The 18164-nt window shown below is 59.4% G+C and carries 20 protein-coding genes and 1 pseudogene; 18 read left to right on the top strand and 3 right to left on the bottom strand.

The genetic code is table 11. The features are described 5' to 3' along the window. Positions 1-3 precede the first annotated feature (3 nt). The 10 genes from PKO50_RS09115 (at position 4) to PKO50_RS09070 (ending at position 7723) form a co-directional block, all read left to right on the top strand. A complete protein-coding gene (locus tag PKO50_RS09115) occupies positions 4-288 on the top strand; it encodes a cytochrome C oxidase subunit IV family protein (RefSeq protein WP_275629430.1) in 285 nt (94 codons plus the stop codon). A gap of 32 nt (positions 289-320) precedes the next feature. Next, positions 321-1637 carry a phosphotransferase family protein gene (locus PKO50_RS09110; RefSeq protein ID WP_275629429.1) on the top strand — a complete coding sequence of 439 codons (1317 nt, stop codon included), beginning with the start codon at positions 321-323 and terminating at the stop codon, positions 1635-1637. Next, complete coding sequence (locus PKO50_RS09105; RefSeq protein WP_275629428.1) at positions 1634-1822, top strand: hypothetical protein; 189 nt, start codon at positions 1634-1636, stop codon at positions 1820-1822. The genes PKO50_RS09110 and PKO50_RS09105 overlap by 4 nt, the downstream gene beginning before the upstream one ends. 28 nt (positions 1823-1850) lie before the next feature. Continuing rightward, the gene (locus PKO50_RS09100) at positions 1851-2828 is read left to right on the top strand and encodes a hypothetical protein (protein WP_275629427.1); all 978 of its coding nucleotides are present in this window, start codon (positions 1851-1853) and stop codon (positions 2826-2828) included. A 105-nt stretch (positions 2829-2933) separates the two neighbouring features. After that, the gene (locus PKO50_RS09095) at positions 2934-3542 is read left to right on the top strand and encodes a TetR/AcrR family transcriptional regulator (RefSeq protein WP_275629426.1); all 609 of its coding nucleotides are present in this window, start codon (positions 2934-2936) and stop codon (positions 3540-3542) included. A 31-nt stretch (positions 3543-3573) separates the two neighbouring features. Continuing rightward, positions 3574-4347, top strand: a complete 774-nt coding sequence (locus tag PKO50_RS09090; protein ID WP_275629425.1) for a hypothetical protein — start codon at positions 3574-3576, stop codon at positions 4345-4347. Between the two features lie 114 nt (positions 4348-4461). Further along, positions 4462-5223 (top strand): SDR family oxidoreductase, encoded by a 762-nt coding sequence (locus PKO50_RS09085; RefSeq protein WP_275629424.1) that lies wholly within the window; start codon positions 4462-4464, stop codon positions 5221-5223. 146 nt (positions 5224-5369) lie between these two features. Beyond that, positions 5370-5855, top strand: a complete 486-nt coding sequence (locus PKO50_RS09080) for a MaoC family dehydratase (protein ID WP_275629423.1) — start codon at positions 5370-5372, stop codon at positions 5853-5855. Positions 5856-5859: 4 nt separating this feature from the next. Next, positions 5860-6645, top strand: coding sequence for a tyrosine-protein phosphatase (locus PKO50_RS09075; RefSeq protein ID WP_275629422.1), 786 nt, complete (start codon positions 5860-5862; stop codon positions 6643-6645). A 289-nt stretch (positions 6646-6934) separates the two neighbouring features. Beyond that, positions 6935-7723 (top strand): IclR family transcriptional regulator, encoded by a 789-nt coding sequence (locus tag PKO50_RS09070; RefSeq protein WP_275629421.1) that lies wholly within the window; start codon positions 6935-6937, stop codon positions 7721-7723. Between the two features lie 698 nt (positions 7724-8421). Here the strand turns inward: PKO50_RS09070 and PKO50_RS09065 are convergent. Next, positions 8422-8721, bottom strand: a complete 300-nt coding sequence (locus PKO50_RS09065) for a hypothetical protein (protein ID WP_275629420.1) — start codon at positions 8719-8721, stop codon at positions 8422-8424. On the opposite strand from PKO50_RS09065, the gene PKO50_RS09060 reads away from it, so the two are divergent. Together PKO50_RS09060 and PKO50_RS09055 are read left to right on the top strand one after the other, a co-directional pair. Beyond that, a complete protein-coding gene (locus PKO50_RS09060; RefSeq protein WP_275629419.1) occupies positions 8713-9237 on the top strand; it encodes a hypothetical protein in 525 nt (174 codons plus the stop codon). The two genes, PKO50_RS09065 and PKO50_RS09060, sit on opposite strands and share 9 nt — an antisense overlap. 55 nt (positions 9238-9292) lie before the next feature. Then, positions 9293-10213: a hypothetical protein gene (locus tag PKO50_RS09055; protein ID WP_275629418.1), complete on the top strand. Its 921-nt coding sequence runs from the start codon at positions 9293-9295 to the stop codon at positions 10211-10213. Positions 10214-10610: 397 nt separating this feature from the next. On the opposite strand, the pseudogene PKO50_RS09050 reads toward PKO50_RS09055, so the two are convergent. Beyond that, positions 10611-11563, bottom strand: a pseudogene (locus PKO50_RS09050) (integrase arm-type DNA-binding domain-containing protein); the annotation flags it as partial. A 34-nt stretch (positions 11564-11597) separates the two neighbouring features. Here PKO50_RS09050 and PKO50_RS34080 point away from each other — a divergent pair. The 3 genes from PKO50_RS34080 (at position 11598) to PKO50_RS09035 (ending at position 14367) form a co-directional block, all read left to right on the top strand. Further along, positions 11598-12503, top strand: a complete 906-nt coding sequence (locus PKO50_RS34080; protein WP_346770498.1) for an AAA family ATPase — start codon at positions 11598-11600, stop codon at positions 12501-12503. Between the two features lie 155 nt (positions 12504-12658). Beyond that, a complete protein-coding gene (locus PKO50_RS09040) occupies positions 12659-12958 on the top strand; it encodes a metalloregulator ArsR/SmtB family transcription factor (protein ID WP_275629417.1) in 300 nt (99 codons plus the stop codon). A 140-nt stretch (positions 12959-13098) separates the two neighbouring features. Continuing rightward, positions 13099-14367: an outer membrane protein transport protein gene (locus tag PKO50_RS09035; RefSeq protein ID WP_275629416.1), complete on the top strand. Its 1269-nt coding sequence runs from the start codon at positions 13099-13101 to the stop codon at positions 14365-14367. Between the two features lie 349 nt (positions 14368-14716). On the opposite strand, the gene PKO50_RS09030 is transcribed toward PKO50_RS09035, so the two are convergent. Continuing rightward, positions 14717-15439: a GntR family transcriptional regulator gene (locus tag PKO50_RS09030; RefSeq protein ID WP_275630446.1), complete on the bottom strand. Its 723-nt coding sequence runs from the start codon at positions 15437-15439 to the stop codon at positions 14717-14719. Between the two features lie 139 nt (positions 15440-15578). Between PKO50_RS09030 and PKO50_RS09025 the strand changes: the two genes are divergently transcribed. From PKO50_RS09025 to PKO50_RS09015, 3 genes are read left to right on the top strand one after another with little or no spacing between them, the layout of a single operon-like run. Continuing rightward, on the top strand, positions 15579-16394 hold the full coding sequence (locus tag PKO50_RS09025) for an ABC transporter ATP-binding protein (protein WP_275629415.1): 816 nt from the start codon (positions 15579-15581) through the stop codon (positions 16392-16394). Positions 16395-16407: 13 nt separating this feature from the next. After that, positions 16408-17397 carry an ABC transporter substrate-binding protein gene (locus PKO50_RS09020; protein ID WP_275629414.1) on the top strand — a complete coding sequence of 330 codons (990 nt, stop codon included), beginning with the start codon at positions 16408-16410 and terminating at the stop codon, positions 17395-17397. Positions 17398-17404: 7 nt separating this feature from the next. Beyond that, the gene (locus PKO50_RS09015; protein ID WP_275629413.1) at positions 17405-18154 is read left to right on the top strand and encodes an ABC transporter permease; all 750 of its coding nucleotides are present in this window, start codon (positions 17405-17407) and stop codon (positions 18152-18154) included. The last annotated feature ends 10 nt before the right edge of the window (positions 18155-18164 follow it).

The raw sequence follows: 18164 nt of genomic DNA, 5'->3' as shown, positions 1-18164 counted from the left end.
GCCATGAAAGCACTCATTCTCTCTCGGGAAACACTGGTTTGGCTGGTTCTGATGGCCATGACCATCACCTCCTGGGTGCTGGCCTATACCCACGGCATGCTCTTGCCCAGCGCACGCTACGAAGCCGTACTGATCCTTTCGCTGGCCTTCATCAAGGCCCGCCTGGTACTGATGCATTTCATGGAAGCGGGCCATGCACCGCTTCAACTACGCATTCCCTGCGAAGCCTGGGTGCTGCTAAGCGCTGGCGCCCTCATCCTATTGGAAAGCGGACTGCTCTCTGCCTGACTCCAGATCCCACAAGAACAAGGACAATGCCGATGAAAATCACCTCCACCGACCGTTACCTCGACTTGCTGCTGAAATCACTGAGCGAAACCATCGAGCCAGAGTTGCAATCCAGCAATGCCAAAGCGTCACTTGGCATGATTAAGGGAGTTCTCGGCGAGCTGCTCAAGCGCGAACATGTGACTGGCGGACTGCTGCGCGAGGTGATTCGTGAAGGGCTCGATCTGCAGGACACCCTGACCGATGCCTTGCACATTCCCGCGCCCACCGGCGACGTCTCGCGCAACGCAATCGAAACGGCAATCCGGAACGACGATACCTCCCTGGAAGCCTTGCTGCGCCAATACGAAATCCTCTGCAGCAACCTGGACGAGCTGAGCAGCAGGCTCGACCAGAGTGATCTACCTCAGGAGCAGACTGCGGCCCTACTCAAGCGCCTGGCCGAATGGGAGCTGTCCTATTACGAGCGCGAGGCTCAGTTGACCGTACCAGCACTCCCCCACATCGACAATCCCAAGCAACCACTGGACAAGCGATTACTGCAAGACTTCCTCAACAGCCTGCCGGGTAGCAGCGGTAGTGTGGAGGTTTCGCGCCTGGAGCCACTTCCTGGTGGCTTCGGCAAGCAGACCTACTTTGCCTCCTACCTGCGCCAGCCTGGCGCGGAACCGAGCGAATTGGTAGTACGCAAGACCGACCCAGCGCCAATCATGAGCCATGGCGCCTGTGACCTGGAAAGCGAATACGCGCTGCTCAAAACACTGGCTCGGACCGATTATCCGGCCCCCAAACCCCAAGACTTCGCCAAGGGTTTCAAGAACCTGGACGCCGATTTCTACACCATGGACAGGATCGCCGGCAGTACACCGGGAACTTTCCTTGGCGGGCTCAGCGGCGAGGTGGAGGAGGATCTGTTCATGCAGCTCGCCGAGCGCCTCGGACAATTGCACGCCCTGCCGCTGGAGATGTTCGCCGACTACATCGAGCAGTACGAGGACCCGCGCATCCTCAGCGGCAGCGTCGAAGACTGCTATCGCTACAACCTCGAGGGCTGGTATCGCTACATGGCCCGTGAGGATCACCTGCCATCGCCCTACATGCGTTGGCTGCTGCACTGGCTGAGTCACAACATTCCCAAGGACGCACGCAAGCCGATCCTGGTCCATGGCGACTTCAACATCCACAACATTCTGTTCGACCAGGGCAAGCTTACCGCTGTACTCGATTGGGAGTGCTCGGGCTTTGGCGCACCGGAGCAGGACCTGGCCTACATCAAGCCACATATTTCCCAACACATCGAATGGGACCGCTTCGTCAACCATTACCTGGCTCATGGGGGCTGGAAGTGAACCCCGCGGCAATGGCCTTCGGCTTCGTCTACTCGGCACTGCGCACCAACCTAGCTGGCAACCGCGGCACCAGCAACATGCAGAGCGGACGTAACCAAGACCTGCGCTACACCATGGTCGAGCTTGGCTTCACTCGTTCGTTCATGGACATGGCCCTGACCAGCGCCTACGCCACTTCCAAATAAAACAAGTACAACCTCGAGGACAACGACGATGAAAGTAACCGGCGGTAGTGACGTACTGGAATACGGCCCGCAACAGGAGGGCCCGCAAACACCTGGCCAGGACCCATTCTGGCAGGACAGCGTCGTACTGGTCTGGTGGGACCTGGAGAACCGCGTCGGAGGCATGCACCGCATTGGCCATGAAATGAACGTAGCGGGCGGTCCGCAGGTCTCCCTATGGAACTACGTGTTTTCCCCCGACTACATCTTCAAGCGTGACGATCGTCTGCCACTGCGCGAAGGTGACCGCGACGGTCGCCGATTCAACAGCGGTGACGACACCTGCATATTCGAGTACACCGACCACCCCATCTGGCGCATCAACGACCAGGATGTCAGCGCCGAGTTGCACGTGAAGGACCATCACGCTCCCGTGGACATCTACCCGAAGAAGGGTGCCATGGCTGACGACGTCGCCCCTAATCACATGGAGGTGGCTGGCCGGATATCCGGGGAACTGACCATCATGGGGCAGCATTACCAGATCAATGGGTTCTCCTTCCGGGATCATGGTTGGGGCACACGGAAATGGGATGTGTTCGTCGGCCATCGCTGGATGGCCGGAGTTCTGGCTGATGGCACCATGCTCTTCGCCCAGACCTTCCATAGCTCGGACGACCAACTGGTACGCTTCGGCTGCATGATCAAGGACGACGTACTGACCTACGCCAAGCACGTCGATATCCTCATGTACCTGGAACCCGATGGACTCACCCATCGTGGCGGCCGGGTCGAGATGACGCTCAGCACCGGCGAACTGATTCAGGTCGAATGCACGCCATTGCAGAAAGGCGTCGTCTCCTGGATCCATGGAATCGCCTGTGTCGATACCATCTGCCGCATTGAGCATGCCGGCGTGGAAGGCATCTGCGACTTCGAGACTACCAACAACGCCCTGCGTGGTTCGCACCGACCGAAACTGGCGCTCAATGCAGTAGTCGATAACGGCATGAATCACCTGGGATAGCGATCAACGGCACCGTATGATCAACGGTCTCCCCGCGCCCCAGTGGCAAGCGGGGCAGGCCGCTATGCCAGTCAGCCCCTTGACAGCCGTCTCACGGGAGTTCTCTTGAAGAAAAGCGCCCCTCAACCTACCAACTCGCGCCAGCGAATCCTCGAGGTGTCGACCCAGCTCTTCGCCAAGCATGGTTTCGACGGCGTCACCATGCGCAACATCGCCACAGCCGCAGAGATAACCCTGCCTGCCATCTACCACCACTTCGGCAACAAGGAAGAGTTGTTCAAGGCGGTGGAAACCGAAATGTATACCTCCCACGCCCGGTCGCTGATAAATCAATTGCAGGCAGATCTCAGTGCCGAGGAACGCCTGCGCGGATTCGTCTTCGTGATGTTCGATCACCTGCAGTCCAACCCGGACTACCTAAAGCTGCTGCAGCGTAACCTCGTTGATGGCTGGGAAGAAAACCAGGCATTTCTGGTCGACCTTTCGCTACAGCCGGTGATGGACGAGTTGAAGACACTGCTCAACCAATACGCTCCCGGTACCGGCGATGGTGTCGCCCCGGTGGCCATCTTCTCGCTCATCCTAGGCTTCATTACTCTCCTGCCGGTCGTCCGCCATCTCCGAGAACAACCATTCATGTCCGGGCCTGGCACACAAACGCGCACATTGCTCGTAGAGTCGGTGATGAACTTCGTCGCTGCCAATCGTCCCTGAGCCCGAGCCATCCTCTGCCAACGAGACCGCGATGAGCCATCCCGACCAACACCCCAGACGCCATTCCCACTGGCTCGCGATGCTTTGCCTGCTGTGCAGTGTTTGTGGACACGCCAGTAACCGCCAGGATATCCAGGAACTGCGAACCCTCAGCTATTCGGTTCTGGAAAACGTACTGGTCTATCACAATCCCCAAGGAAGCCCATTCGACAGCGAAAACGCCACTCGCTACCAGGTGAGTCTGCAACGCTTGCACGATCACGCGGCGAAACTCGGGCGAACCGATATCCTCGAGCAGACGACACGGCTGGCCATCGCCGTGGCAGGGCTGCGCAACCTCCCGCAATCCAGCACAGGCATACGCACCAGCATTCCACCCTACTCGCTCTGGTTGCTTCCCATCGTGGAGCAACAGCAAAAACTGGTCGACAAACTCGGTACGCTCTATGCAGAAACCCCGTCAAGTAGCCCCGTCCAACAGGCTCTAAATGACCTGAGCCAGGATGTCGCAAGGCTCTCGCTCTCCTACCAGCTTGCAGTGTTTCCGCAACTGATGGCCCAGATATGGACACTCGACGAAGCCGGCGCCTCCGCTCTGGATGCCTCGATCCGCCAGCGCTTCGAAACTCTGCCACGGCAGTATCCCGAGGCCGCCGGCACGCTGGAAAAACTGCAACGCCGCTATCACTTCGTCCATGGCCACCTGGCCGTACCGGACAAAAACGTGGCGCCAAGTGCAGTCGAGCGATACCTGTTGAGCACCAGCAACGATCTGGACGATCTGGCCAGCAGGCTGTCCCGCTGAATACCGCCGCTCGCCATCTCGTCTGAATCGACGACGGGAAACGAGACCGGACCTGCTGACAATAAGAGGCATACCGGCGCAACCGGTCGGCAAACACATACAAGGAGCCTAGAAATGTCTCAGAACGTTCTGTTCATCACTGGCGCAGGGAGCGGGCTTGGCCTGCTCAGCGCCCAACGAGCCCTGGCCGATGGATGGGCCGTCGCGGCCCTGGACGTCAACCAAGAAGGGCTCAACAAGCTGGGAGACAATCCCAGGCTGCTCAAACTGGTGGTCGACATCACCGACCCGCTTGCCATCGAGGAAGCAGTGGAGCGGTGCGAGAACGAGCTGGGTCCAATCACTCGGCTAACCAACGCAGCAGCCATCATGCCTCTTGGCTTACTGCTGGAGCAGCCACGTGAGGTCATTCTCAAGATCATGGCGATCAATTTCGGCGGTCTAGTCAACCTGTCGAAAATCGTCTTGCCTCGTCTGATTGCCCGAGGGAAAGGCGAGTTCGTCAGCTATGCCTCCATGGCCGGACACTGGCCAATTCTCTACATGGGAGCCTACAACGCCGCCAAGCACGCCGTAGCCGCCTATACGGAAGTACTCTTCCACGAAACCCGTGGCAGTGGCGTCCGGATCGTCTGCGTCTGCCCTCCCATAGTGGCGACGCCGTTGCTCGACCAGGCGCGCTCTACCGTATGGCCAAAAATCTTCAATATCTTCCCGCCGATCACCCCCGAGACCGTACTTGAGAAAATCGAACACGACCTCAAGGGTAAGCGTCTTTGGGTATTCCCCGGTCCAATGACAGCTCTCTCCTGGCGCCTACGGCGCTGGTTGCCGGAAACCCTCTGGTGGACGGTACACAAGGTGGAGCGCATCTGACTCGCCGGCTGCCCGTCGACTGCGCCGCTCAAGAATCGTCGGATACGACGATACCTCTCTCGGTAGTGAGCTTGAGAATGCTTCTGAAGCCGCCGACCTGATTACACAGAGACGAGCGTCCTACAACCCCAGCCGAGAAAGCGCGCATGAGTGAAGCAACCACTACGGAATATCCCATCCACCCCTTCCGTACCCACCGTCGGACGATTACCGAAACCGACATCGTCAATTTCGTCAATCTCACAGCGTTCCATGAGCCTTATTTCATCGACATGGAATTCCTCAAGGAAAATATGTCGGGAGCGCACCAGAATCGCTTCGCCCCAGGCCCGATGATCATTTCCTACTCGATGGGACTCGTGTCGCCGATTCTGATGAAGATCGTGGATCAGGTACTGGAAGGACATGCCGTCGGTCCCTTCGCTGGCATGACTGGACTACAGGCGCGCATCCATGCTGCGGTGTTCCCGGGCGACACCTTGCACGTCGAAGGTGAGGCACGCATCAAGGCCAAGAGCAGCAGTGGATTTACCATCCTGGACTTGCGCCATGTCACGAAGAATCAGCGGGGAGAAGTCGTGGTGGAATTCACCGAAACCGTACTGTTCCACAAGCCCCAAAGCAGCGAGTGAAGACATGAGCGAAAGCGCTGCTGCTCGCCTACTGCTGGAAAGTGTGCCGAACTTCCGTGACCTCGGTGGCTACCGTACACGCTGTGGCCGATGCGTTCGCCCCGGTCTCCTCTATCGCTCGGAGGATCTCTCTAATCTGAGCCCCGAGGACCTCGATCGATTTCGCGAGCTAAACATCAAGATGTTGTGCGATGTACGCAGTGCGAGCGAACAGCAGCGCACCCCCAACCGCTTGCCACGAGACCATCGAATCGACATCGTCAGCCTCGATATCCTGGCCGACCTACGTGCCGGCAACAGCGTGATCCATGAGTTGCTCTCCAGTTCACCCACGGCCGAAAGCGCTGAACGAGCGATGCTGGCGACCTATCGGTTGTTTCCTGGTGCTTTCGCCAAACAGCTCCCGCTATTGCTCGACTATCTGCTTAACCAGAACCTTCCACTGCTGTTCCACTGCGCGGCCGGCAAGGATCGGACAGGATTTATTGCCGCCCTGCTGCTGCATATTTTGGATGTTCCCTGGGAAAGCATTTATCTCGACTATCTCGCCAGTGCAGATCGTTGGCAAGGCCCCCGTAGCGAAGCGACAATCCGGGGCTATCTGGCCGGGCTGAGCAGTACGGAACCGGATCAATCCGTAGTACGGATCTTATGCGGGGTAAAACCGGCATATCTGGATGCTGCTTTCGATGCATTGATAGAACAGTACGGAAGCATTGAAAACTATCTTGCACTGGCTGGAGTGCAGCAGACAGAGCTGCTTCATTTGAGAGACTTACTCTTGGAGTAACTTCGCAAAAGGCAACGATAAACCTGCAGCTTCACCGTGGATAAATGAATATTATTGTATGTCTCCTATTGCCTGACACGAGCAAGAACCTACCGATCCGTGCAGCGGCCAGCCGTGCAGTATAAAGGTCTGAGTAGCGACGACAACAGGAAAATCCAGATCAGCACATAGAACATCGTCCGGATTTTCCTATGAGTCGATCCCATAAAGCAACCCAGCTCTCTCGCTCCGCTATATCCCATATCATAGTTACCTATAGGAAAGCGCTGAACATGCGCAACCATTGAGCATGGCCAGAGATACGAATGATTCGGAAAAACGGCTACGAAACACCGGATCCAAGGATGTCGGCGCAGTGGTACATGCCATTCAAATTCTGCGTTATCTGGCGAGTACCGAGACAGCCGAGGGTGCAACGAGCATTGCTCGTGCCACAGGAATCAGTCCGAGCACTGTTTTCAACATCCTGCGTACTCTGAATAATGAGAAGTTGGTTTCAATCAACGAAAAGAGAAAGACCTATCAATTGGGCCTTGGCTTGTCAGAGTTGGCGCTGGGCTTCATCGGTCACAGTTACATCGAGCTGATCCAACCGGAATTGGAGCGATTGAGCCTTAATCATCGAACATTCATTTCCCTATGGCAGGTCACGGAAGATGCCCACCTCCGCCTGATAGCTCGGTCGACGCCAGGTGATGCCCACATCGCTATTGCCCTGGATGCCCGCATGCCAGAACTCGTCGGGGCTGCTGGCCGCTGTATTGCGGCCATACGTAACCTGTCAGATACAGAGTTGAGGCGTCGCTTGACTCTGATACGCTGGGAAAGGCCTCCCAGCTTCGAGAAATATCGAGCAGAAGTAACCGAAGCGTCTAGAAAGGGTTGGGGGCTCGACCAGAATGAGCTTTATTGCGGTATCAGTACTATAGCCAGTGCTATTGTCGATCGCGAGGGACTGCCACGCTTCGTCATATCCGCCATTGGTATTAGTGCTCAATACAAACAAGAAGATTTTGATCGTATTGGCTCCAGCTTATTAGAGACCAATTACTTCATTCGCCAAGCATTGTTCCCGTGATTCCTAGCAAGGTGGTCGATTGCGCCGTGACCAGGCGAGTCAGGTTATGGATTAACAGCTGAAATCCAGAGCTCCTTGATTGCCATCGTGGGAGCTTTACAGCTCAGCACTTCTGGGCTCCATCGTGATCTTGAGATTACGCAAGTCCAACTCGACGTACCAGCGGCTTTTGAATAGCCTTTTCAAGGCAATCTCAGCTCCTGAATCTCCAACCTGCCAAGCTCTTGTTTGTAGTGCGCCTGCCTCTCCACGATGGGCGCTTCTGCGGCTCCTCAGGCCAACCCGATTGCCGCATCGAGGCATATCGCGTCTGGAGTGGCCGGAGCAGCATCCTCCCTAAGTATCCATCCAAGCATGCCGTTCTGGATGAGATGCTGCCGGGGCAACTGATCCCGCTCAGCTCTGAGCGAGAGCCGCATCGACACCGCCGACAGCGATAAGCTGCGCCGTGGTGGTCCCTCTGGAAACCTGAACGCCGCCGGAGAACAGATAGGGCTCATCGCCCTGTCCTACATCCCCTCCCCCCAGGCTCGACTAAACGGTAAGTGTCAGAAGCCACCATACCCCTGAACTGTTTCCACAGCTGTCCGTGCTATGCCAGCGTGTCAACTCAACGAGCCACTGGTCCTGATCGCCATTCCACCGTGACACCACGTCCTGAAGGCGATCAATCCGGCAGTGTATGACCTGAAGTCCAGCTAATCCCCACCTTCGCTTGGGTTTTCAGCCGTACCTTCAATACTGCCGGCTGCAACCAGGGCGAGGTCAAGCACAAGCGTTAACCAATTCGAGGCGAATGGCAATTGGGCGATTGACAACCGCAAATTCGAAATCATAGACTCATCAATATAACGAACGTTATATAAGATATTCGTACCAAGCCAAGGTGGCGCTTCAATGGGGAGATGGAGGCTACGACCGGAGCGGGCTAGCCCCGTTTCCTGAACATGAGCGGCATCCAGAACAAATCCAAAAAACGAGGACAGTTCATGCAACAAATCGACGTAATCGTGGCGGTTGCCGGCCATAACAGCCATGCGTCGGCCTGTTACCCGACTAAGGCCGGACTGAAGGTGCTTGTCTTGGAAGCCCACCAGACACCCGGTGGCATGACCTTTCCCAACCCCATGGCTCCCGAGAGGCCGGAACACCTCATCAACGAGGCCTCGATCCACGCTTCGGTGTTCGATGAACTGGAGCTCGCGAAGAAGTCCGGCCTGAGTCAACGTCTGATCGACCCGTGCCACTACCCGCAGTGCTCCAACAGTGAGGCCTCCTTCGGCATGTGGCGTGACGCACGCCGCACGGCATCGGAAATCTCGCACTTCTCCAAGAAAGACGCCCAAGCCTGGCTGCAGATGTCCGAATCCGCCGATGCGCCCTGCGCATCGGCCCAGCCGCTGGCCGGCTACGAAATCCCGGTCAAGGGACTCTATCTCAGCGGCTCGGCCCCCCCCCCCCGAACGCAGGAATCTGCGGCCAACCCGGCCGTAACGCGGCCCTCATCCTACTGAAAGACGGCCGCTAATCAGTCTCACTCCCTGTTCAACAACAAAAAGAGAATGTCACATGGCTAGTTCACTCTACGGAAACCTTCCCGGCCTCCCACCCAACGTCAAACCACTTCCGGCGGGTTTCGAGGCAGGCACAACCAACGAATGGATTTTCTTTTTCGTGGCCGGGGCAGCCGTCGTGCTGTTCGCTCTGCCGTGGGCCCTACGCGCAGCCGCCAAGAAAAACTGGATCCCGCTCCTCGTAATGTTCAGCGGCCTGATCTGTTCCCTCGAAGAAGCCATGCTGGACATGCTTGGTCACCTCCACTGGGCAGATGATCTGATCCCGGTCTATACCAACTTCGGCATCACCGTACCGCTGCTGATTCCATTGTGCTACGTAGCATTCCTCGGTCTACAGTCCTACTTCTGCTATTTCGTCATCCGCAACGGTGCGACCTACAAACACTTCCTGATGCTGCTAGCAATGGGTGGAATCCTTGATGCCGTAATGGAAACCATCGGCATCAATCTGAATGTCTATGAGTACTATGGTATTCAGCCCTTTACGCTGTTCAACTTCCCGTATTGGTGGGCTTTCATCAACAGCGCTTCGTTCGTCACTGTCGGCTGCATCCTGACCTATGCCGTGCCACGCCTGAAGGGTTGGAAGCAATTGCTCATCCTCCTGGCAGCACCGTATGGCATGGCCATGACCTATTTCACTGTGGGCTGGATTCATATTCTTGCGCACAATTCCGGCCTACCAGAATGGGCACGCTGGGCTGCTGCCGCAATCATGATGATCGAGAGCATCTTCTACATGAAGCTTCTGCACCACCTATTCGGCGCCAAAGATGACGAGCGCACAGCCAATTGGACCCTGCTGCGTATGTTCGCTTACACAATGATGCCGGAAGGTGCACGCAATCGTCTTTGGAAAAAAATGGCAACTGAAGGAGAGTTGCCGGCAGATCGCCTGTCTGTCGCGTACTGATCCCCTTCTCCATCGACCGGGCAACCGGTCGGTGGAACTACCTCAAGGCCAGGAGTCATAGCTTTGTCTTACAGTCCTGATGGCTCTTTCATGGAGTATGTCCTGACGATGCCTGTACTAACCAATACAGTACTGCTGCACTTCTACAGAGCCCTGCAGAACAGCGCCGTGTAGTTTGCCCAACTGCGGAACCGAACCGACTCCCTGGTAGGTTTCCACTAGGACGGAGTAGAAATCACTATCTTGAGAGTACCTACTGGAGCGGCCCCCTCACGGTCCTCGGCGTCATCGGCTGGGTCTTCCTCGGCTTCGACGCCTGCTCACAGCTTTCAGGGGAAACGACCTACGCCCGCGTCTCCTGCGTACGATCCTGCGCTCGATACTGGTGGCCCAACGGATAGCACCGGGCTGGCTTGACCTGGTCCAACAGGTAACGAACGATCTCAATGGCCTGGGTAGGCGAGAGCACGATGTAGGGCGGAATATCCTGGATGCGCTTGCGGCGCCTGCGCATGCCCTCCTGCAGTCGATTGACCACCTCGGGCGGGATGATCCAGAGACCGCGCTCCAGATCAAATTGATCAGGCGTGGCCAACCGCAGTTCACCCGTACGCACGCCAGTCAGCAGCAACAGGCGAATACCCAGCCGAGTCGTGAGACTTCCCCAATAGTCGCGCAGCTTGCACAACAGCGCCGGCAATTCGGCTATGCGCAAAAAGGGATTATTGGCGACCAGGAGCTTGGGGACTGCAACCACGTCCAGGTCAGACGCCGGATTACCTTCTAGCCCTTCGACTTTCACCAAGGCATAGCGGAACAGTTGCCGAAACCAAGTACGCACCTTTTCCGCAACCGTGAATGCCCTACGCTGCTCGATCCGATCCAGCACATCCAGCAAGTCGGGACGACGGACGTTGTAGATGGACACCGAGCCCAGGATGGGGAGCACGTCTTGCCGAAGATGCGCCGAATCTGCGAAAGCGTACTCTGCCGTCCTTCCCTGATCTTGAGCTCGCGATGGCCAAGCCACTGCCGATACACTGATTCGAAGCTGTTTTCCGCAGCCAGGCAGACAGCCCAAGACTTCTGCTTGCGATTCATCTTGGGATTGATGCCTTTCGCCAGCATAGTGCGCACCTCGTCGCGTAACGCACGTGCCTTAAGAAGACTGACCTCCGGATAGGTTCGGAAGGACATGCGCTGCTGCTTGGCAGCTCAGTAGTAGCGGAAATGCCAGGACCTGTTGCCCTTGGCGGACACGACCAGGGACAAGCCGTTGAAATCAGGTAGGGTTATGCCTTCACGATATTTATCGCCACGACGCGACCACTTCTTATAGTGTTCGGCCAGCCAGCAGTCCCACATGGGTATGGAGAGCCCCGCCATGGACAGTCGCCACATTAACCCCGATCACTTCCTGGAAACACCTGGCGGCCGCCTCTACATCCCCGAGCGCAGCGTCCTGGCTTGGCGCCAGGCCTACGCCGCGCTGGACCACGCGCTGAGTCGCGCCCCGACCGGCAGCACGCTGTTCCTGGTGATCGGCGTGCAGGGTAGCGGCAAGACTGCCTGGGTGCAGCGCCACATCGCCGCGCTAGGCGACAGTGCGTACTTCTTCGACGCCGCCCTGCCCGGCACCGAGCATCGCCGCCAAGCCCTGGAAATCGCCAGGCGCCACGGCGTGCCGGTAGTGGCCGTATGGCTAGACACAGCACTGGCACTGGACCGCAACCGCGCGCGCCGCGAGGACCACCGAGTGCCGGAGGCAGCCATCCGTAGCGTGCACGCCCACTTCGAAGCGCCGCAGGCCCGCGAGGGTTTCCTGCGCATCGAAGTTCTGCGCGAGGCTCCGAACAAGGTCTGTCCGGTGCTCGTGCGCCGGCGCAACGAACTGCAAGTGCTTGCCTTCCGCCATCCGCGGGCCGGCCTGCAACTGGTCAAGGGCACCCTGGAATCCGGCGAAAGCACGGCCTCGGGGGCGCTGCGCGAATTGCGCGAGGAAAGCGGGATCGGCAACGCGCAGGTACAGGCTGAACTTGGCAGCTGGGACAGTGGCTTCACTGGCCAGGTCTGGTCGTTCCAGCTGTGCCAGGCGGCCCGGGCTCTACCGGAGCGCTGGACGTACCACGCCGAAGACGATGGTGGCCATGACTTCATCTTCTTCTGGCAGTCCCTGGCAGACATTCCAGGCCCCGATTGGCACCCGCTGTTCCAAGGCGCGCTGGCCTGGCTGCGGCAGCGTTCGGTCCAATTGGCCGCCCTGGTCGAAGCGGTGCGAACGGGCTCGTGACAAGGCTGGGACCACCGTCGACGGCACCGCAATACTTTAAACTTTCCTATACTGTCGAGTGCGCAGCCCCATCCCTCCCGGCGTAATGGGCTCCGGTTTTGAGTAAGCCAACGCTTTCCCTATACTGCCCGCCTCTTCCATCCACCGAGGCCCCCATGGATATCCAGCAGATGCGCCAGGCCGCCACCGAGGCCGCCAGCACCTTGCGCTCCCTGAGCCACCCTGACCGCCTGATGCTGCTCTGCCAGCTCAGCCAGGGCGAGCGTTCGGTTGGAGAGCTGGAGGAACTCCTGGGCATCCAGCAGCCGAACCTCTCGCAGCAGCTCGGCGTGTTGCGCAGCGAGGGCCTGGTGGATACCCGCCGTGACGGCAAGCGTATTTTCTATTCGGTGAAGGACCCCAAGGTGCTGCACCTGCTCAGCACCCTCTACCTGCTCTATTGCCCGCAGCCCTGAACATCCACTTCACAGGCGGATTTATATATCTTAAAAGAATATTAAAATGAATTAATATTATAGTTAGACATTATGCATTCTATTAAATTGACATCCCTCGGGTGGCAGCGTGCCACCCATGCCATGGGGAGTGTCGATTCATGCAAGTCCAACTGCGTCTACTTATCAGCCTGGTGGCCCTGGGCGGGCTCGCCAGCCCGGCGGCCCAGGCCACCAACGGCTATTTCTTCCACGGCTACGGCATCAAGGCCCAAGGCCAGGCGGGTGTCAGCATCGCCCAACCACAGGATGCCCTCGCCGCCGCCAACAACCCGGCCGGTACGGCGTGGATCGGCGACCGCCTGGACCTGGGCGCCACCCTCTTCGCCCCGGATCGCCACGCCAGCATCCAAGGCAATGGCGCCGGCGCCGACGGCCACTACAACGGCAACGCGCGCAACCTCTTCCTGATCCCAGAGTTCGGCGTCAGCAAGCAGCTCGACGAGCGCTTCGGCATCGGCCTGGCGGTCTACGGCAACGGCGGCATGAACACCGACTACCGGCGCAACCCCTATGCCGCCTTCGGCAGCCGCGGCAGCGCCGGGGTGGACTTCAGCCAGTTGTTCATCACCCCCTCGCTGGCCTACCGGTTCAGCGAGCGGCAATCCGTCGGCATCGCCCTCAATGTCGTCCACCAGCGCTTCGCCAGCAAAGGCCTGAGCGCCTTCGCCAACCCGATGTTCTCCAGCGATCCGGACAACCTGAATGACCGCGACCACGACAGCTCCAATGGCGTGGGCGTGCGCCTGGGCTGGCAGGGCCAGATCGGCGACGACCTCACCCTGGGCCTGACCTGGGCTTCGAAGATCAAGGCCGACAAGTTCGACCGCTACGCCGGCCTGTTCGCCGACGGTGGCAGCTTCGACGTGCCGGAGAACTATGGCGCCGGCCTGTCCTACCGGCTGACGCCGCGCCTGACCCTCGGCGCCGACGTGCAGGAGATCAAGTACGGCCACGTGCGCTCGGTGGCCAACGACTTCGACTCGCAACAGCTCTTCGCCGGCAACCGTTTCGGCTCCGGGAGCGGCCCCGGCTTCGGTTGGCGCGACATCACCGTGTACAAGTTCGCCGCCAGCTACGCACTGACGCCCGCGTTGACCCTGCGCGGCGGTTATAGCCATGCCGAGCAGCCGATTCCCGGCAGCCAGACCTTCCTCAACATCCTCGCCCCCGGGGTGATCCAGGACCACCTCAGCTTTGGCCTGACCTGGAACCCCGCCCCGGACAGCGAGCTGAGCCTGGCCTACACCCATGGCTTCGAGGAGAAGGTCAAGGGCGACGGTTCCATTCCCCAGGCCTTCGGCGGCGGCGAGGTGAACCTGAAGATGAGCCAGGACATCTTCGGCCTGGGCTACGCCTGGAAATTCTGAAGGCGGTTGCAGCGGGACAGCCGGCCTACAGTGCAGCTGGAGCCCGGCCCCAGACGCTGGTGGAACAGGGATTGCGCCGGGCGTCACGGCGCGATCCCAGGAACACCTCGCATCGCTCCCTTCTGGCGTGCCAAGCACAACTGGCCAGGCTCATCACGCACTCCCCCGGAAGAACCGGTTCTCCGGTCGCGGCAGCCCCAGGTGCTCGCGGAGCGTGGTGCCTTCGTATTCATGTCGGAAGATGCCGCGACACTGACGATGCTCCAGCAACTCTAGAGGCGAGGATGACGTTTTCACTCACACAGCCAGGGCCGGAGGCGGAGGTTCAGGTACACCGATAACGGTTGATTCACCGTGTTTTGAACACGCCGCTCAGCACAAACGCATAGCGCTCAGGTCGGATGAAGAACGTTGAGCGGTCGCAGCAGCGCTCGTCGTCAAACCAAGACGTCCGCTCCATCACCAGCAGCGCCGTGCCACGCTTCACCCCTAGGTGGGCGGCCAGCACCTTGTCCGCCTCGCGAGCACGGATGGCCATGTCAGCACGTATCACCGCGCGCCCTGTCACACGCTCGAGCACCGAATACAGCGGTACCTCGGCCATCTCGTCCCAGTCCACCTCGTTCAGCTCATCTATCAGGTAGCTGCAGGCATAGGCGATGGGCTCCTGATCAACCTGATGCAGGCGCTCGACCTTCACACAATAGCCATTGAACAACGCCTCGACATCCGTGGGAACCTCGACGCGCTTGTGCCCCAGCATGCGCATCGTCGGGCGCAGCCCCTGGAGCAGCAGCGATTCGTGGAAGCTGCGCAACGCATCGAGGTTGTGCCTCACCTGCTGCGCCGCTACGAAGGTGCCCTTGCCCTGCTTGCGCTCGACAACTCCATCCTCCTCCAGCTTGCCGAGCGCCAGACGGATAGTTACGCGGCTCACCTCAAAGCGCGCCATCAACTCCACCTCGGACGGCAACTTGCCGTCGGCGCCGTAGTCGCCTCGCTGAATTTCCTGCAGCAATTGCTGGACGATCTGTTCGTAGAGAGAGGTGGAACTTGCTCGCTGGAGAATCACGTGTTTACCGATCCGCTGGAATGAAGCCGAGCGATGGCGCTTCGCTTCTAAGGTTATGACCATTCGGTCTTGGGACAACTTATATTAATACGTATTATTACAAATATCTTCCATTCTAGATGACTCGATGCCGCTTGCCATGTCCCACGCCGAACTTTACCTGCCGCCCGATGCCCTCAGCGTGCGGAACGTCGAATTCGCCTACCCGAATGGGCACGCCGTCTTCAAGGGACTGAACCTGTGCGCCCGGCCCGGCGAGTTCGTCGCGATCCTCGGTCCCTCGGGATGCGGCAAGACCACCCTGCTCAACCTGCTCTCCGGCTTCCAGAAACCGGGCGCCGGCCAGGTGCTGGTGCATGGCGAGGCAACCAGGCCGGAGCTGCCGCGACTGGGCTATGTATTCCAGAGTCCGCAACTCTTCCCCTGGTTGAGCGCACTGGAGAATGTACGTTTCGGCCTCAAACTCACCGGCCGCGGCGATGCCAAGGCGCAGCGTCTCCGCGCGCTGAAGTACCTGCGCCTGGTAGGCCTGGAGCATGCAGCACAGCAATTGCCCCGTCAGCTTTCCGGGGGCATGCAGCAACGCGTTTCACTCGCCCGCGCCCTGGTGCTGGAACCCGAGGTGCTACTGATGGACGAACCGTTCGCCGCCCTCGACGCTATCAGTCGCGCAGCCATGAACGAAGAGACCTTGCGACTCAGGGCCACGCTGGGACAGACGGTGCTGTTCATCACCCACGATATCGATGAGGCAGTGTTCCTGGCCGACCGTGTGGTAGTGATGAACATCGCACCGGGAGGCATCCATAGCGAACTGGCCATCAACCTCCCGCGTCCGCGCAACAACCTGGAAACCCGACGCCTGCCGGCGTTTCTCGAGTACCGCAACGACCTGATGGCACGCATTAGCGGAGTCATGGCTGCCTCCCCTTTGCGCATCGACACCCCCCTCTGACAACGAGTCCCGCATGATCAAGAAACTGCTCCTGCCCATCGCCCTGGCGGCGACCTCCTGGCTGACCTGTGCTCAGGCCGCCGAACCGCTGCGAATTGGCTATGTCTTCGCCATGGCCAACGCACCGGTGCTGATCGCCGACAAGCTCGGCTATTACCGCGACGAAGGACTGGCCGTCGACATCAAGCCGCTGGGCGATGGCCCGGTGATCCAGCAGACCCTGGCGGCTCACGAGCTCGACGTCGCCTATGTCGGCGCCCCGCCGGTGTACCAGTGGTATGCGCGCGGGCTCAAGAGTGTAATCCTGGCCAAAGTGAACTACGGCCAGGCAGCCGTGCTCGCCGGCACGAACAGTCCGATCCACGGTCTAGGCGAACTAAAGGGGCACAAGCTAGCCGGTGTGAAGAAAGGCAGCGGGATGGACGTGCTGCTGCGTGGCTACGTGCTGGGCGAACGCGCGGGTCTGAACCCGGACACCGACTTAGATATCGTCGACATGCCGCCGGGCAACATGAACGCAGCGCTGGATCGCGGCATCGTCGATGCGGCGTTCTCCTGGGAGCCCTTCGTCAGCCAGGCGCTGCTGCGCGGTTCCGCGCGGCTGCTGCTGGACGTTAACCAGGCTCTGCCGCAGTACCCCTGGTACGTCGTCATCGGCCTGCCGGAAACCCTACGCGATCGTCCTGACGATGTGGTGAAGTTGCTCCGGGCCCACCGCCGCGCCATTGCCTATTTGAATGAACACCCGCAGGAGTCCGACGCGATCATCGCTGACGCGTTCCGCCTGGAATCAGTGCAGCGCCCCGACGGCAGCCAGGCCGATGGCCGCGCTATCGTCGCCGAAGCGCGCAGACGCCTGGGCTGGTCGGCCGACCTGAACGCTACCGACCTAGCGTTCATCGAGCGCCTGATGGCCTATTCCAACGCGCTGAAGTTCATGAACACCACCGTGCCGATCAAAGATCTGGTGGATACCTCCTTCCTGCAGAAAGCTTCCCGCTGAGCCAACCATGACATTGCCAAGGCCCAACTGGGGCTGGGCCTCCCTGCCCTTTCTGCTGCTGGTATGGATCGTCCTGGCCAGCTGTTTCCCGAGCTACGTGCTGCCGCAACCCTGGGTGGTCGGTGCCGAAGCGTTGCGCTGGATCGAGGACGGTTCGCTCTGGAAGCAGTTCCGCGCCAGTGCCTTGGAGGAACTGACCGGCTTTGGCAGCGCATTGGTCATCGCCGTCATCGTTGGCACTGCCGCCGGCCTGGCGCGGCGCTTTCGCGAGTTCGTCGCGCCGCTCAACAGCTTGTTCATGGCGATCCCTCCGATCGCTTGGGCGCCACTGATCCTGATCATCTTCGGCCTCGGGTTCTTCTCGATCATGCTGGTGATCTTCATCGCGGCGGTGTTTCCGATGATCGTCACCCTGCAGGAGGGCGTACTCGGCATACGCGACGGAGAAGTCCGCGCGGCGCGGACGCTCGGAGCCACACCCACACAACTGCTCGTGCACATCTACCTACCAGCCTCCCTGCCCTTCCTCACCGCCGCCCTGCGCATCGGCTTCAGCCAGGGTTGGCGAGCTCTGGTAGCCGCCGAAATGATCGGCGCTTCGCAGGGCATCGGCTGGATGGTTTCCATGGGCGGGCAGATCGGCAACAGCAGCCAGGTGCTGCTGGGCATCGCCATCATCGGCCTGCTCGCCTGGATGATGGAGAGCCTGGTGTTCCGTCGCCTGGAACGACACTACCAATCCTGGCGGGCCGCCTGAGGCGTCCCGC

This window comes from Pseudomonas sp. 273 (assembly GCF_029201425.1).
GTDB classification, from domain to species: Bacteria; Pseudomonadota; Gammaproteobacteria; order Pseudomonadales; family Pseudomonadaceae; genus Pseudomonas; species Pseudomonas delhiensis.
Note: the sequence above shows the minus strand (reverse complement) of the source record. Positions and strands in the feature narration are given on the sequence as shown.

Coding starts and splice junctions, on each gene's coding strand:
- PKO50_RS09075 (WP_275629422.1), top strand. CDS start 5,860: ATGAGCGAAAGCGCTGCTGCTCGCCTACTGCTGGAAAGTGTGCCGAAC.
- PKO50_RS09080 (WP_275629423.1), top strand. CDS start 5,370: ATGAGTGAAGCAACCACTACGGAATATCCCATCCACCCCTTCCGTACC.
- PKO50_RS09115 (WP_275629430.1), top strand. CDS start 4: ATGAAAGCACTCATTCTCTCTCGGGAAACACTGGTTTGGCTGGTTCTG.
- PKO50_RS09035 (WP_275629416.1), top strand. CDS start 13,099: ATGCAAGTCCAACTGCGTCTACTTATCAGCCTGGTGGCCCTGGGCGGG.
- PKO50_RS09070 (WP_275629421.1), top strand. CDS start 6,935: ATGGCCAGAGATACGAATGATTCGGAAAAACGGCTACGAAACACCGGA.
- PKO50_RS09085 (WP_275629424.1), top strand. CDS start 4,462: ATGTCTCAGAACGTTCTGTTCATCACTGGCGCAGGGAGCGGGCTTGGC.
- PKO50_RS09110 (WP_275629429.1), top strand. CDS start 321: ATGAAAATCACCTCCACCGACCGTTACCTCGACTTGCTGCTGAAATCA.
- PKO50_RS34080 (WP_346770498.1), top strand. CDS start 11,598: ATGGACAGTCGCCACATTAACCCCGATCACTTCCTGGAAACACCTGGC.
- PKO50_RS09040 (WP_275629417.1), top strand. CDS start 12,659: ATGGATATCCAGCAGATGCGCCAGGCCGCCACCGAGGCCGCCAGCACC.
- PKO50_RS09020 (WP_275629414.1), top strand. CDS start 16,408: ATGATCAAGAAACTGCTCCTGCCCATCGCCCTGGCGGCGACCTCCTGG.
- PKO50_RS09055 (WP_275629418.1), top strand. CDS start 9,293: ATGGCTAGTTCACTCTACGGAAACCTTCCCGGCCTCCCACCCAACGTC.
- PKO50_RS09015 (WP_275629413.1), top strand. CDS start 17,405: ATGACATTGCCAAGGCCCAACTGGGGCTGGGCCTCCCTGCCCTTTCTG.
- PKO50_RS09090 (WP_275629425.1), top strand. CDS start 3,574: ATGAGCCATCCCGACCAACACCCCAGACGCCATTCCCACTGGCTCGCG.
- PKO50_RS09100 (WP_275629427.1), top strand. CDS start 1,851: ATGAAAGTAACCGGCGGTAGTGACGTACTGGAATACGGCCCGCAACAG.
- PKO50_RS09025 (WP_275629415.1), top strand. CDS start 15,579: ATGTCCCACGCCGAACTTTACCTGCCGCCCGATGCCCTCAGCGTGCGG.
- PKO50_RS09060 (WP_275629419.1), top strand. CDS start 8,713: ATGCAACAAATCGACGTAATCGTGGCGGTTGCCGGCCATAACAGCCAT.